This is a genomic window from Rothia sp. HMSC072B03 (assembly GCF_001809565.1).
Taxonomy (GTDB): Bacteria; Actinomycetota; Actinomycetes; order Actinomycetales; family Micrococcaceae; genus Rothia; species Rothia mucilaginosa_A.
The window spans coordinates 383,148-397,816 of sequence record NZ_KV797969.1 but is presented as its reverse complement, the minus strand read 5'-3'; the positions used below and the strand labels follow the sequence as shown (position 1 = coordinate 397,816).

At 64.5% G+C, this 14,669-nt stretch carries 12 protein-coding genes; 5 read left to right on the top strand and 7 right to left on the bottom strand.

The features are described 5' to 3' along the window. Positions 1-225: 225 nt before the first annotated feature. Together groL and groES are read right to left on the bottom strand one after the other, a co-directional pair. A complete protein-coding gene (gene groL / locus HMPREF2630_RS05085) occupies positions 226-1,812 on the bottom strand; it encodes a chaperonin GroEL (RefSeq protein ID WP_070483683.1) in 1,587 nt (528 codons plus the stop codon). Between the two features lie 103 nt (positions 1,813-1,915). Next, positions 1,916-2,203 (bottom strand): co-chaperone GroES, encoded by a 288-nt coding sequence (gene groES / locus HMPREF2630_RS05080; protein ID WP_005505066.1) that lies wholly within the window; start codon positions 2,201-2,203, stop codon positions 1,916-1,918. Between the two features lie 246 nt (positions 2,204-2,449). On the opposite strand from groES, the gene HMPREF2630_RS05075 reads away from it, so the two are divergent. Both HMPREF2630_RS05075 and HMPREF2630_RS05070 read left to right on the top strand, forming a co-directional pair. Continuing rightward, positions 2,450-3,949 carry a THUMP-like domain-containing protein gene (locus HMPREF2630_RS05075; RefSeq protein ID WP_070483681.1) on the top strand — a complete coding sequence of 500 codons (1,500 nt, stop codon included), beginning with the start codon at positions 2,450-2,452 and terminating at the stop codon, positions 3,947-3,949. 293 nt (positions 3,950-4,242) lie between these two features. Then, complete coding sequence (locus tag HMPREF2630_RS05070) at positions 4,243-5,391, top strand: glutamate--cysteine ligase (protein WP_070483678.1); 1,149 nt, start codon at positions 4,243-4,245, stop codon at positions 5,389-5,391. Between the two features lie 101 nt (positions 5,392-5,492). Here HMPREF2630_RS05070 and tsaD read toward each other — a convergent pair whose 3' ends face one another. From tsaD to alr, 5 genes are all read right to left on the bottom strand, one after another. Further along, positions 5,493-6,593, bottom strand: a complete 1,101-nt coding sequence (gene tsaD, locus HMPREF2630_RS05065; RefSeq protein WP_070483677.1) for a tRNA (adenosine(37)-N6)-threonylcarbamoyltransferase complex transferase subunit TsaD — start codon at positions 6,591-6,593, stop codon at positions 5,493-5,495. Between the two features lie 95 nt (positions 6,594-6,688). Then, a complete protein-coding gene (gene rimI, locus HMPREF2630_RS05060) occupies positions 6,689-7,258 on the bottom strand; it encodes a ribosomal protein S18-alanine N-acetyltransferase (RefSeq protein ID WP_070483675.1) in 570 nt (189 codons plus the stop codon). Then, positions 7,259-8,047, bottom strand: a complete 789-nt coding sequence (gene tsaB, locus HMPREF2630_RS05055) for a tRNA (adenosine(37)-N6)-threonylcarbamoyltransferase complex dimerization subunit type 1 TsaB (RefSeq protein ID WP_070483673.1) — start codon at positions 8,045-8,047, stop codon at positions 7,259-7,261. Positions 8,048-8,171: 124 nt separating this feature from the next. After that, complete coding sequence (tsaE, locus tag HMPREF2630_RS05050; protein ID WP_070483671.1) at positions 8,172-8,789, bottom strand: tRNA (adenosine(37)-N6)-threonylcarbamoyltransferase complex ATPase subunit type 1 TsaE; 618 nt, start codon at positions 8,787-8,789, stop codon at positions 8,172-8,174. Between the two features lie 2 nt (positions 8,790-8,791). Then, positions 8,792-10,126: an alanine racemase gene (alr, locus tag HMPREF2630_RS05045; RefSeq protein ID WP_070483669.1), complete on the bottom strand. Its 1,335-nt coding sequence runs from the start codon at positions 10,124-10,126 to the stop codon at positions 8,792-8,794. Between the two features lie 154 nt (positions 10,127-10,280). On the opposite strand from alr, the gene HMPREF2630_RS05040 reads away from it, so the two are divergent. The 3 genes from HMPREF2630_RS05040 (at position 10,281) to HMPREF2630_RS05030 (ending at position 14,542) form a co-directional block, all read left to right on the top strand. Then, positions 10,281-11,618 (top strand): glycosyltransferase, encoded by a 1,338-nt coding sequence (locus HMPREF2630_RS05040; RefSeq protein WP_070483667.1) that lies wholly within the window; start codon positions 10,281-10,283, stop codon positions 11,616-11,618. 65 nt (positions 11,619-11,683) lie between these two features. After that, positions 11,684-12,466 carry a phosphatase gene (locus HMPREF2630_RS05035; RefSeq protein WP_049331959.1) on the top strand — a complete coding sequence of 261 codons (783 nt, stop codon included), beginning with the start codon at positions 11,684-11,686 and terminating at the stop codon, positions 12,464-12,466. A 594-nt stretch (positions 12,467-13,060) separates the two neighbouring features. Then, positions 13,061-14,542, top strand: a complete 1,482-nt coding sequence (locus tag HMPREF2630_RS05030; RefSeq protein WP_070483665.1) for a sugar transferase — start codon at positions 13,061-13,063, stop codon at positions 14,540-14,542. The last annotated feature ends 127 nt before the right edge of the window (positions 14,543-14,669 follow it).

Sequence of the window (14,669 nt, the reverse complement as noted above, 5' to 3'; positions counted from 1 at the left end):
CGGGCGCGTCCGCCGGATGCTCCGGGGAGGGTGCGGAAACGGACAGTCTACCTTCTATGATAAGCCGCTTAGGGTTTCTTCGCTCGGAAGATACCGAGCCGCCCGAAGAATGGCGGCGGGCACCGGGTTCTTGCACGCGAAGACACCGATGCTGCGGCGTTGAGGGGATAGCTAGTGCCCGGTACCGCCTCCAGTTCAGGGGGCAGTACCGGGCACACACACTTTTTAGTCTTCTTCAGTTTCTTCGGGCTTCTCAACCACCAGGGTCTCGGTGGTCAGCACCAGAGCCGCGATGGAGGACGCGTTCTGCAGGGCCGAACGGGTCACCTTCACCGGGTCAATCACACCGGCTTCGATGAGGTCCACGTACTCGCCGGTCTTGGCGTTGAAGCCGTGGCCCACGGGCAGTTCGGAGACCTTGGAGACGATGACGTAGCCGTCCTCGCCGGCGTTCTCCGCAATCCAGCGCAGCGGCTGGACCAGGGCGCGGCGAACGATCTGCACGCCCACGTTTGCGTCGTGGTTATCCAGCTCCAGGCCGTCCAGCGCCTTCAGAGCGTGGACCAGCGCGGAACCGCCACCGGAGACGATGCCCTCTTCCAGGGCTGCACGGGTGGAGGACACAGCGTCCTCGATGCGGTGCTTGCGTTCCTTCGCCTCGACCTCGGTTGCGGCGCCGACCTTGATGACGCCCACGCCGCCGGCCAGCTTAGCCAGGCGTTCCTTGAGCTTCTCGCGATCCCATTCGGAGTCCACGCGCTCGATTTCGCGGCGCAGCTGCTGCACGCGGTCCTCGATGGCCTCGGGGTCGCCGCCGCCGTCCACGATGGTGGTGTGGGACTTGGTCACGGTCACGCGGCGTGCCGAGCCCAGGTGCTCCAGGGTGACCTGCGGCAGGTCAATGCCGAGCTCGCCGGTCACGACGGTACCACCGGTCAGGATCGCGAGGTCCTGCATGATGGCCTTGCGGCGGTCGCCGAAACCGGGGGCCTTCAGAGCAACCACGTTGATGGTGCCGCGCAGCTTGTTCACGACCAGGGCGGAGAGTGCCTCACCATCAACGTCTTCAGCGATGATGGTCAGCGGCTTCTTCGCCTGAACAATCTTCTCGAGCACGGGCATGATCTCTGCGATGGTGGAAATCTTGCCCTGGTAGAGCAGCACGAGGGTGTTCTCCAGGACAGCCTCGCCGCGCTCAGCGTCGGTGACGAAGGAGGGCGAGAGGTAGCCCTTGTCGAACTGCATACCTTCGGTGATCTCCAGCTCAATCTCGGTGGAGGAGCCGTCCTCGATGGTGATGACGCCGTCCTGGCCGACCTTCTCGAAGGCGCGAGCCAGCAGCTCACCAATCTGCTCGGACTGTGCGGAGATAGCGGCGACGTGCGCCACCTCGGGGCCCTGCACGGGACGTGCGTTCTCGAGCAGGCGTGCGGAGACAGCCTCCACGGCCGCCTCGATGCCGCGCTTGACGTCGGCGGGAGCAGCACCGCTGGTCACGTTGCGCAGGCCCTCGTTCACCAGCGCCTGCGCGAGCACGGTTGCGGTGGTGGTGCCGTCGCCGGCAACGTCATTGGTCTTGGTGGCGACTTCCTTCGCCAGCTGGGCACCCAGGTTCTCGTACGGGTCGTCCAGTTCAATCTCGCGGGCAATGGACACGCCGTCGTTGGTGATGACGGGCGCACCCCACTGCTTGTCGAGCACAACATTGCGCCCGCGCGGGCCAAGGGTTACCTTGACCGCATTTGCCAGCTTATCGACGCCGGCCTGCAGGGACTTGCGGGCGGCATCGTTGAATTCAAGCTGCTTAGCCATGTGTTCGCTACTCCTAGTGCGTCACAGAAAGAAAATGAGGGGGCAGATGATAGCTCATGCGCCGTACCGGATGAGCGGTACGGCGCATGAGCATCTGAAAGTATTAGTCGACGATTGCCAGAACGTCGCGTGCGGAGAGAATCAGGTACTCCTCGCCCTGGTACTTGACCTCGGTGCCACCGTAGCGGGAGAACACGACAACGTCGCCTTCCTTGATGTCTACGGGAATGCGATTGCCCTTCTCATCCACGCGGCCGGGGCCAACGGCGACAACGCGTGCTTCCTGCGGCTTTTCCTTCGCAGTCTCGGGGATGACCAGACCGGATGCGGTGGTCTGCTCAGCCTGTTCGATCTTGATAACGACGCGGTCTTCCAGCGGCTTGATGGCCATAATCGGTTCCTCCGGATTGTGGATTAACGTTTGGTGCGAGACGGCGGCGCGGTGATGCGCCAGAAGGCCGCCTCGAGTGCTACCTCAACTCTAGTTTCACCGGTGCTTTCGGTCAAGAAAACCCGCCCTCCGCCGGAGCGTTTCACCGCAAGGCGAACAGGGGTCGGCACCGGGTCTGGGGCGGCCCGGCGGGCGGGCTCCGGCAGGGGGCGTACTTCCCCGGGCGAAGGCCCGTAAAATGGGGACATGCCCCACAGCCCTAACGCATCCCACGAAGCTCTTCCTGCAGAAGAATACCCGTTCGGTTTTTCTCCCGCTCTGCCGCTGCCCCTCAGCGACAACGCGCTCGCGGCAGCCGATGAGCTCTATCCGCTGGGCTCCGACATCCTCGGCGCCATCACCTCCCTGCGTTCACGCGGGTTCAGCCCCGAGGAGTCTGCACAGATTATTTCGCTGGCGCAGGCCCGTACCCGTGCGCGCACCAAGTTCGGCGAGCGCGCCCGAACCCTCATGCTCACACAGGAGGCCTCCGAGCAGGCCACCCGCCCGGTGATTGCGCACTACCGCGCCGACCGCCTCGCGCGGGTTCCGGGACTCGTGGCCGATCTGGGGTGCGGTATCGGCTCGGATACCGCCGTCTACGCCGCGGCTCGCGGTTCCGTCGTGGCGGTGGAGCTCGATCCGCTGACCGCCTCGTTCGCCGCGGCAAACCTGGCGTTCTGCCCGCGGGCACGTGTGTACTCGGGCGATGTCACCGCCTACGACCCCGCCAGCGGTGCGGGCTCGGAGGCTCCCCTCACCGATGGCGCGGGCGCCTCCCCCGCCATTCTGTGGTTGGACCCGGCCCGCCGTGAGCTGCGCGGGGCCAAGAAGGCGCAGACGGAACGCCTCTTCGACCCGGAGGCGTTTTCGCCCCCGTTCTCGTTCGTGCTGGGCCTGGCGCGCACCGGCATGCCGATGGGTGTGAAGCTGGGGCCCGGTTTTCCGCACGAGGGTATCCCCTCCCCCGAGGACATCGCCTCGGAGGCGAACCCCGCCCCGCGCGTTGAAGCGGAGTGGATTCAGTCGGAGGGCTCCCTCGCCGAGCTCGTCCTCTGGTTTAATGCGCTGGCCCAGGAGGGCGTGGCCCGCACCGCGACCTCGGTGCGCGAACTGTCGGCCGACACGGCATCGCCCGCGACCGAGGCGGCCGGCAAGGTTGCCGACCTGCTGCCACCCTACGAGGCGGTGAGCTTCCGCAGCGCCCTCACGGTAGCCGAGGCCGAGCGGAGCGTGGAGGTTCCGGTATCCCTGCCGCAGCCGGGTGAGTACCTGCTGGAGCCCGCCCCCGCGATTGTACGCTCGCACCTGGTCGCGGAGTTTGCGCAGAGTATTGGCGCGCAGCTACTGGACGAGCACCTGGCCTATCTATGCTCAACCGAGCCGGTGGAGCATCCGCTGGTCACCTGCTACGAGGTACTGGAGGAGATTCCCCTGCAGGAGAAGCAGTTGAAGCGATGGGTGCGCGAGCAGGGTTTTACCGCGCTGACGATCAAGAAGCGCGGCGTGGATATTGTTCCCGAGCAGTTGCGTGCGCGTCTACTGGGTTCGGCGGGCTCTAAGCCCGCCAAGAAGAAACAGAAAAAGAACGCTAATTCTTCTGGTGGCGCGCAGGAGTCCTCGTACCGCCCGGCAACGCTGGTCTTCACACGCATCGGCGCGGGCAGAGATTCCCGCCGAGTCGGCTGGCACGTGCGTCCGCTCTAGCCTCGTCCAACCCCGACTGCCCAGTACCGTACTCGGTTACCGTTCGTGACGATTCGTTACGGTACCGGTTCCGGATTCTGCGCTCGACAGGGCGTTGAGCACCGCCAGACCGTACACTAGATACGGTGCCTAATAAAGATACGGGGCCTGATAAAGACATGCTGCCCAGTAGAGGTACTCCCCCGCGGAGTAGGCTCTCACCAGCTAGTCCCCTGCCGGGCAGATCTCACCGATAGCAAACTTCCGTAGTCGGCACTGTGTACGACACTATTTCCAGACGCAGGAAAGGTCCTATGATCGACTTTGCTTCCTCCCCTCAGTCCACCCTCGGCGTGGAATGGGAGATTGCACTCATCGACCGTGAAAGCGGCGAACTGACCCAGCGCGCCGCAGAGGTGCTCGGCATCCTGCGCGAGCGCCGCCCCGAACTGCTGGAGCCCGCCCCCGACCGGGCACACGTGACCGGGGAATTCCTGGAGAACACCATCGAGGTCATCACCGGCGTCTGCACGACCGTGGCGCAGGCCTGCCGCCAGCTGCAGGAGTTGACCGACACCATTCGCGAGATTACCGACGGGCTGGGTATCGAGTTCTACCCGGCGGGCACGCACCCGTTCTCCCGCTGGTCCGAGCAGCCCGTCGTGGCCAAAGAACGCTATCGGCGCGTCGTGGAGCGCGCCCAGTATTGGGGCCGCCACATGGTCATCTACGGCGTGCACGTGCACGTGGGTGTGGATTCTCGCGATAAGGTTCTGCCGCTCGTTGACGCGCTCACCAACTACGGGCCGCACCTACTGGCGCTCTCCTGCTCCTCCCCATACTGGGAGGGCATCGACACCGGTTACGCCTCGCACCGCACCCAGCTCTACCAGCAGCTGCCGACCAACGGCCTGCCCTTCCACTTCGACACCTGGGAGCAGTACAACGAGTACCTGGATTCACTCGTGGCGACCGACGTGATTAACGACCCGAGTGAGGACCGCTGGGATGTGCGCCCGGTTCCGCGCTACGGCACCATCGAGATGCGCTATTGCGACGGCCTGGCCTCCCTGCCGGATGTTGCCGCGGTTGTGGCGTTCACCCAGTGCCTGGTGGAGTACTTCTCCCGCCGCATTGAGGCGGGTGAGGGCATTGAGGTGCTCGCCCCCTGGCACGCGCAGGAGAATAAGTGGCGCGTTGCCCGCTACGGCCTGGAGGCTAAGATTGTGGTCTCTAACGAGCCGGTGCAGCGCACCCTGCGCGAGGACTTTGAGCTGCTTCTGCCCAAGCTGGAGCCGGTGGCACGTGACCTTGACTGCGAGGTGGAGCTGGCGCAGGTACGCCGCATCCTCGCCGAGGGTACGGGTGCGGATCGTCAGCGTGCGGTCTTTGAGAAGACCGGCTCTCTGCGTGAGGTGGCGCTGGATGTTGCCGCGCAGTCTCGTGCGCGAGCGCTGCGTTAGAGCCGCCCCCAGCTAAAGTTTGAATACAGAAAATGCCTCGGCGCAGTCCTTTGGGAGACTGTGCCGAGGCATTTCTACGAGCTTTTTTAGAAGCAGGCAGTTTAGAAGCAGACGGTGGTCACCGGCAGCGAGGAGTCCGTCGTGAAGTCCACGCCCGAGGGCTCGCGGCCCGCGGCGACCAGGCGGGCGCCCAGGGCGGCAACCATCGCGCCGTTGTCGGTGCACAGGGTGAACTTCGGAATGATTAGGCGCACACCCTCGGAGGCGCATCGGGCGGCCAGCAGCTCGCGCAGACGCGAGTTTGCCGCCACGCCACCGCCGAGTAGCAGGGTCTTCATGCCCTGCTCGCGGCAGGCGAGCATCGCCTTCTTGGTGATGACGTCCACGACCGCTTCTTGGAAGGAGGCGGCGATATCAGCAACCGGGACCTCTTCACCGGCGGCTTCGAAGCTCTCAATCACGCGCGCCACGGCGGTCTTCAAGCCAGAGAAGGAGAAGTCGTAGCGGTGTTCACCGGGGTTCTCGGCGGTGCCCATAAACTTGCGGTTCGACAGTCCGCGCGGGAACACGAAGGCGTTGCGGTTGCCCTCGGCTGCCGCGCGGTCGATGGCGGGACCGCCCGGGTAGTTGAGGCCGAGCAGGCGGGCGACCTTATCGTAGGCTTCACCCGCGGCATCGTCGAGGGTTGCACCGAGCAGACGCACATCGGAGGTAATATCTCGCACCTGCAGGATTTCGGTATGACCGCCAGAAACCAGAAGCGCGCCCAGGCCGCCCGAGCCGGCGTTGGCCAGCAGGTCGGAGCCGTCCTCGGTGCCGTTGTCCTCGAGCAGGCCAACGCCAACGTGCGCTACCAGGTGGTTAATGCCGTAGAGGGGCTTGCCGGTGGCGATGGCGAGCGCCTTTGCCGCGGAAACACCCACCATGAGTGCGCCAGCCAGGCCGGGGCCCGCGGTGACGGCGATAGCGTCCACCTGATCGAGGGAGATGTCCGCTTCGGCGAGTGCCGCCTTGAGGGCGGGAATCATCGCATCCAGGTGGGCGCGAGAGGCGATCTCAGGAATCACGCCGCCGAAGCGCACGTGCTCCTCCATCGAGGAGGAAATGGTGTTGCTCAGCAGCTGCGCGCCGCGCACAATGCCGATTCCGGTCTCGTCGCAGGAGGATTCAATGCCCAACACGAGGGGTTCGCGAGTGCTCATAGTTCGTCTTTCTGTCGCGCGGCCTCACGTCGGCCGCGCGTAGTAATGCTGTGGTGAAGAAAATGGCTGAGGAATGAGGGGGAATACCGTGCTATCTAGAACGCACATTCCATGATAATGGCGTCGGTCCCGTCATCGTAGTAGCGGCGGCGCACGTGAATCGCACGGTAGCCGTTGCGTTCGTAGAGGCGCTGGGCGCGCGGGTTGTCGGCACGCACCTCCAGCAGGATGCGCTCGGCCCCCAGCTCGCGGGCTCTCGCGTGCATCTGCTCGAGCATGGCCCGGCCGAAGCCGTGCCCCTCGTACTCGGGAAGCACACCGATGGTCTGCACGTCAGCGGTATCGGCGACCACCATGGTGCCGCAATAGCCGATAGCGAGCCAGGTATCTTCCCCATCGGTGAAGTACCGTTCGGTAACGGCATCCGGGTCATCGCCCGCCGCGTTCTTCGTAGGGATCTCCAGCAGGTAGTACGTGCGGGTCGGGTGGGTGATTTCCGCCAGGAACATGTCGATGTGCCAGGCGTCGACGGGGAATAGGGTGGTCTCCATGGCATGCATGGCCTGCACATCGGGCAGCTCAGCCACGCGCAGGCGAGCACCTATGGCCAGACCGTCCCGCACGATGTTTTCGGAGTTCTCAGTGGAGTTCTCGGCTGCGCTCATTTAGCCCTCCCTCTGCCCGACAGTTTGTGCGGTAGCCCGTGCGGCCTGCTTCTGCTGGCGGGCCAGCATCGCGGCGGGGATCTTCGCATCGGAGTCACGCAGGTACAGGGCTGAGGTGTCGGGGCTCAGGGCGTCAAGGCCCCGTCGTGCCGCGGCAGCCAGCAGGTACTCGGCGTGGGGGTGGATTCCCTCCCCCGCTTCCACAAGATCCCAGCCCAATTCGCGCAGGGTTTCGGCGTACAGGCCGGCACCGTAGCCGTAGGCGTAGGAGGGGCCCTCACCGGGCAGAATTTCGGAGGCGGGGCTCACGGTCGGCCCGTCCACCAGGCTGTAGCCCTCGGCGTTGACGCGGTAGCGTGCGGAGTAGACCTCGCGGCGGCGCGCATCGGAGGCGACCAGCAGCTCAGCGCCTTCCGCCTCGCCGGCTCCCCCGCCCTGAGCGAATACCCGTTCTTGATAGGCACGCTCGGCCAGAGCGGTCAGACTCATCATGCCGTACACGGGCACGGACCAAGCAAATCCCAGGGCGCGCGCGGTGACAATACCGGCGCGCAGGCCGGTGAAGGGGCCCGGGCCGGTACCGGTCAGGATCGCGTCCAGCTCCTCGCCGCGCACGCCGGCCTCCTGCAGGGCGGCGTGGGCGAAGGGGGCCATGACTTCGGCGTGGGAGCGGGTATCTTCGCTCTCGAAGCGGGCCAGAATATCAAAGGAAGCACCGGCTTCGGAGCCGTGCACGCGGGCGAGCGCCACGGATGCGGTGGCGGATGAATCAAGGGCAAGTACTAGCACCCTCCCATTCTAACGCGCACCCGCCGAGGCCCCCGGCGGGTGCGCCGGGAGCGATACGCGGTGCCCGAGGGACTCCGGGAGGCTTATCCCTCAGCGGGCCGCCCGCCATATCTGTGCGGGGGGGCTACGCCCCGCGGAGTCGGTCGGCGAGCTCCTCGAAGGTACCCTCCCAGCGGGGGCCGAAGGCGCGCACGCGCAACAGGCGAGGCTCGGGCACATCCGCCTCGAGGTCCTCACCATCCGAGCCGTCCTCGGCTACGCTCTCATCTTCGTCGTCCCAGCTGAATTCCTCCGAGTAGGCGAAGCGCGCATCGGCACCGGTCAGGCGGGTAAAGTCCAGCTCTAGGCGGGAATCGCTCAGGTGCTCGGCCTTGCCGCGACCCCACTCGATGACGGTCACCGAGCGCGGCAGGGAGAACTCCAGGTCCAGGTCGTCGAGCTCCTCGGCGCTGGAGAGGCGGTAGGCGTCCACGTGCACCAGGTCGGGGCCGCCGGGCCGGGGGCCCTCCGGCAGGTTCGGGTGCACGCGGGAGAGCACGAAGGTCGGGGAGATAACGCCCTCGCGCACGCCCAGCCCCTCCCCCAGGGAGCGGGTGAACGTGGTCTTGCCCGCGCCGAGCTCACCGGAGAGTAGGAGCACGTCCCCGGCCTTGAGGTATTCCGCCAGGGCGAGCGCCAGGCGGCGCGTGTGCTCGGGCCCGGTCACGTCCAGGTCGAGGGCGGCGGAGACATACTCAGACATCTTTACCCCTCGCGCTCTTCGTTTGCGGTCTCGGCGGTCTCGGTGCCCCAGAGCCCGTCGAGTTCGGCCTCCACCCAGGAGCCGCCCACGTACACGCGGGGCACGCGGTACGAAATGCGGGTCACGATTTCGTAGTTAATGGTCTGCGCGGTCTCGGCCCATTCCTCGACGGGAGGGTTCTCGCCGGCTCCGAAGAGAACCACCGGGGCTCCCAGGTAGCCCAGCGCGGGGTCGCTCAGGCCCGCCTCGCCCAGGTCGACAACCATCTGGTCCATGGCGATGCGACCCACCACTCGGTAGTTCTTACCCTCCGGTCCCGCGGGGATACGCCCGGCCGCTTCGTCCTGTGCGCCGGGGTAGATGCGCACCGGCGCGTTCTCCGCGATGCGGGGCACGCCGTCGGCGTAGCCGAGGGGCACCAGAGCCAGGGTCGTGGGCTTCTCGGTGTGGTAGCGCAGCCCGTAGGAAACGCCCTGACCTGCGGGAACTTCCTTCACGTTGGCGATGTAGCTGCTCACCGTCATGGCCGGTTCAAGCCCCAGGTCCGCGGAGGTCGCCTCGGGAAGCGGAGAGAGGCCGTAGAGGGCCAGGCCGCAGCGCACGCCGTCGTCGAGCAGGCTCTCATCGGCCTGCCAGCCGTCCAGGGCGGCGGTCAGGGTTGCGGGAGAGTTAGCCAGGTGCACGAGCTCGGGGGTCAAACCCGCATCCTTCGCCCGGGCGACGAAGCCCTCCAGAACCTTCAGCTGCTCCGCGGTTTCGGAGCGGAGGGGTTCGTCGGCCACGGCCAGGTGGCTGAAGATTCCCTCCACGCGGACCAGGCCCTCGCGTTCCAGCTGGGCGGCGCGGGCCACGAGGGCCGGCCACTCTTCGACCGTGGCGCCGTTGCGGCCCAGGCCGGTATCGGCCGCCAGATGCACGATGGCGCGCTCGCCGGTGCGTTCGGCGGCGGCGGCAACCGCCTCCAGGTCCCAGCCGGAGACGCCCAGGCGAACGCCCTCGCACAGGGCCGCGTCAAAGTCGGTGGAGGGGGTGTGCAGCCAGGCGATGAGGGGGGCTTCGATACCGTCGGCACGCAGCTCCAGGGCCTCGTTGACGTGCACGAGACCGAGCATGTCGGCGCCGGCGGCCAGAGCGGAACGAGCCACCGGGTAGGCACCGTGGCCGTAGGCGTCCGCCTTGACGATGGCGATGAGCACGCGGGGGCCAATCAGCTCCTTGAGGCGGCGCACGTTGTGCTCGATGGCGTCGAGGTCAATGTACGCGGTGCGTTCCTCACGCTCGGGGGTGCAGGGCGGGCAGTACAGCGGTGCGGCCTGTTGCTCGGAGGGGTGGGTCATGTCCGTCGAGGTCTTTCTCGTGGTGGGTTCTTTCGTGGGCCGCCGTGAGGCGGCTAGTCTGTACTAAATTCTAGACCTCCCGACGTGCGAAAGTCCTGTCGCGATACACTAGGCGGGTAGGTCTTTGCGCTGTGCTATAGAGAGGAAAGCGTCGATGAGTAGCCCCGAGGCAGTCCGAACGGTTCACGTGTACTCTATGCACACCGACCCCTTTGCACAGCCCGGTAGCGGGGATGCGGGCGGCATGAACGTCTACATCGCGCAGTCCGTGCGGGCCATGCTCACCATCAATCCTCAGCTGAAGGTCGAGGTTTTTACGCTGAACCGCACCCCGCAGGCTCCCGAACGGGCGCATGTCGAGGACCCCGAGTGGGGTTCGCGCCTGGTACGTCACTACATTGACGTTCCCGCGGCGCGCGAAGCGACAAAGAATGACCTTGCCGAATACCTGGAGGACTTCGCCCAATCCTGCGTCACCCAGGCCATGAATGTTCCCGATGTGATTCACGCGCACTATTGGCTCTCCGGCTGGGCTGCGGTGCAGGCAGAGGGCGCGTGGAGCCGCAGGCTCTTTCCCGGGCGGGTTCCCAACGGAGCCGACGACTCCGGTAGCTCCGATGGTTCCGGCGAGCATCGCCTCTCGGCCAGGGCCGTCACAATTTTCTTCACCCCGCACACCACCGCGGCCGCCAAGGATGCGCGGCGCGGCCCGGGCGAGCCCGCCGAACCGCGTATTCGCCACAGCATCGAGAACCGGCTACCGGCCTTCGTGGACGGGTACATTGTGAACACCCCGCTGGAGGCCGAGGAACTGGCGCAAAGCCACCCCAGCCTCTCCGGGCGAATCAGCATTATCACCCCGGGAGTTGATACCGACATCTTCCGCCCGCTCCCCGGCGTTCACCCCGATCACGACACCTCCGAGACCCGGTGCCGCATCGTGTTTGCCGGCCGACCCCAGCCGTTGAAGGGGCCGCACCTGCTCGTGGAGGCGCTCGCCCTGCTCCCCCGGGACCTCCAGGGGGAGCTCGATATTATTGGCCGTTCCGAGTCGGACTACGAGCAGCGTCTGCTGGAGCGCGCCGCCGAGCTCGGCCTCGCCGATCAGGTTCGACTGAAGGATCCGGTACCGCCGGAGGAGCTCGCCCGCATCTTCCGCAGTGCCGACATCGTGGCCTGCCCTTCCTCGTCTGAGACCTTTGGCCTGGTCGCTCTGGAGGCGCAGGCCTGCGGTGCGGCGGTCCTCGCCTCCGACGTTGACGGCCTGCGTTTTGCCGTGGAAAACCACCGTACGGGTCTGCTTGTGGCGCCCCGCACCGCCGAACGCTGGGCGGTGGCTATCGAACGCCTCGTGCGCGCCCCGTACCTGCGCCACTCCCTGGGGGCGAACGCGGCGGCCCGCGCCCGTTCGATGAGCTGGGAATCCACGGCCCGCAAGACTCTGGACGTCTACGAGACCGCTGTGCCGGTGCCTCGGCCCGCTGAAACATAGCCGCTTCGCGAAGCTTACATCACCCTCGACTTTTCTACTTCCACCAATTCCCCAAAGGAGCTTTCATGTCCTTCTCCATGAGCCGCGATGAATTCGCCGCTTACCTGGACTCCGCCCGCATTACCGGCGAGGTGGCAACCCCCCGCGAAAACAACCTAGACCATATTCAGGGTTTCCTTGACGGCAACGAGCACCTCGAGTTTGGCGTGCAGTGGACCCGCGATTGGGACTACGACTCTGTGTTTGAGGTGATGGTTCGCCGCGCCGGTCTGAACCCCGACCGCTCCCACACACACGGCCAGGACACGATCGGTGCGGAGCAGTGCATCAGCGCCCTGGAGGAGTACGCCCGTATCTTCGGTGATGCGGTGCGCTCCGGCTCCCGTATCCTGTTTGCGACCGGTCACCCGGCGGGCCTCTTCCCAATTTATGCGGTGCTGGCCGCGGCAGCCCGTGCCGCGGGTGCCGAGGTCCTTCAGATTGAAGAGGGCGAGCGTTTCCTGGACGGCGATGTCCGCCAGATTATGGACGTCGTGATGTTCGAGCAGTACGGCAATCTGCAGCACACGCACTTCCCCGGCCCGATGCGCATCGCCCTGGATCAGCTGCAGGCCCGCGGCGTGGTCCCCGACCTGGTGGTTTCCGATCACGGCATGGCCGGCTACGCCTCGTCGACTCGCAAGCTGCTGACGATTGGTATCGCCGATTGTAACGATCCGGGCCTGTTCGTGGCCGCGGAGCAGGGGGATCTGCCGGTGTGCGTGCCGATGGACGATAACGTCCCGCCGCGCCGTTACGAGCCGATGATTGATTTCATCCTGGACCGCGCGGGCCTCGAGCGCCCCTAGTAGGTTCTCGCCGTTTTCGTCATGGTTTACCCCGCTGGTTGGGTTGCCGTGTGTAACTCGATACCCCGGATTCGCAGGTTCCCGCCTCGCAAGGTCCGGGGTATCGTTTGTTGTCGCTGTTCCTCGTACTCGACCTACCGCGGACGGGCTTTTACGCTGTTCTGAGAATCCCTCCCGGAAAGATACACGCGGGTGCCAAATATAGCGCCCATCATTTAGTTATCTCCTAGTCGAGAAAGCTTATACATATTTCACCCTCTGTGATTGATTTCATCACTATAGGCGACAGATATCGCTATCGTTCTTCGGGACGGAAGACCCATAAACCCGTAGAATAGTTTACGGAACACGTTATTGTGCTTCTGGCTCGATATAACGCTCCATTAGGCGCCTCACCAGCGCCTTTACCGTAATCCCTGCCATTGTTTACTCAGCACGGTTACTGTTCACTCATTCAACAGACAAAGATAAGAATACGGCTCCTTGCACCGATATTTAGGGGTAAATGTGCCTATTCGCCGCTCTCTGTCCGCAGCACAGGACAAATTTCCGGGGAAGATTACACCGTTGAAAGTACAAGATCGTCTCAAAAAAATGTGGGGTGCAGACTTCGTTGTTAAACGAAGCTGGCACCCGAAGGTTCAGCGTGCCCTCTACCTGGGTGATTTTGCATCCATCACCCTGGGGGTTCTCGCTGCCCACCTTATTCGCTTCGGCCTAGAAAACGCAGACCTGCCCTACGTGAATGTCTGGCCCATTAACGTTCTGGACGGCCGAGTGCCCGCTCTGGATTACATTTTCCTGGGCGTCGGCATGATTATCGGCTGGTGGGTTATCCTCCAGCTCAATGGCTCTCGTAGCCTGCGCATCATGGGCTTCGGCACCGAGGAGTACCGCCTCATCACTCGCGGTACTACCTACTTCTTCTGCGGGCTTATTATTCTGGCGTTCTTCCTCAAGGTTGACGTCACCCGCATGTACTTGCTGATTGCTTACCCGCTGGGCCTTCTCCTCCTGCTCATCGAGCGTTGGCTGATTCGTCAGGGTCTGGTGCGTTCGCGTACCCGCGGTCGTGCGCTCACTCGCGTCATGATTATTTCTGATGTGACGACCGGTCAGCACCTGTACAAGAACCTGGAGGGCGTGATCGCTTCCGGCCTGTCCCCCGCTGCGTTCTATCTGCCCGGTTTCACCCCGGGTACCACTGTTGCTGGTGCACCGATTCCGGTGCTCGGTTACAGCACTTCTCCGGCTGACATTATGGATGCTATCCGCGAGAACGATATTCACATGGTTGCTGTTACGAATGGTCACCACTTGAGCCCGGATCAGGTTCGCCTGCTGGGTTGGAAGCTCGCGGACGCCCACATCTCACTGATTATGGCTCCCGCTACGACCGATATCGCCGGCCCCCGTATGCACATGCAGCCGCTGAACGGTCTGCCGCTGGTGCACGTGTCGACCCCGCGCATCACCGGCTTGTCGGCCTTCTTCAAGCGCTCCGTGGACGTCATCGCTTCGGGTCTGGGTTTGATTCTGCTGTCCCCGCTGTTCCTGGTGGTTGCTCTGCTGGTTAAGCGTGATGGTGGCCCTGTCTTCTTCCTGCAGAGTCGTGTGGGTCTGAACGGTGAGCTGTTCAAGATGGTGAAGTTCCGTTCCATGCGCACCGATGCGGAAGAGGTCAAGAAGCGCCTCATGGAGCAGAACGAGGGTAACGGCGTGCTCTTCAAGATGAAGGATGACCCGCGTATTACCCCTATTGGTAAGTTCATCCGCAAGTACTCGATTGACGAGCTGCCCCAGCTGTGGAACGTGTTCATCGGCGATATGTCGCTGGTGGGCCCCCGCCCGCCGCTGGTGGAAGAGGTCGAGCAGTACGAGGACATTGCGTACCGTCGCCTGCTGGTGAAGCCCGGTATTACGGGTCTGTGGCAGGTGTCGGGTCGTAGCGATCTCTCTTGGGAAGAGTCGGTTCGCCTGGACCTCTACTACGTTGAGAACTGGTCGCTGACCGGCGACTTCATCATTCTCCTGCGCACCGTTCGTGCGGTCTTTGCGAAGGAGGGCGCGTACTAAGATACGCCGGGGTTTTCCCACCGGTGTGTATGCCGCTCTAGAGAGGTTGTCCCGGCACAGGCATCTCGAGCATCGCACGCCGATACGTAAATGCGTCGAAGGGGCGTGAACCCGTTGGGTTCACGCC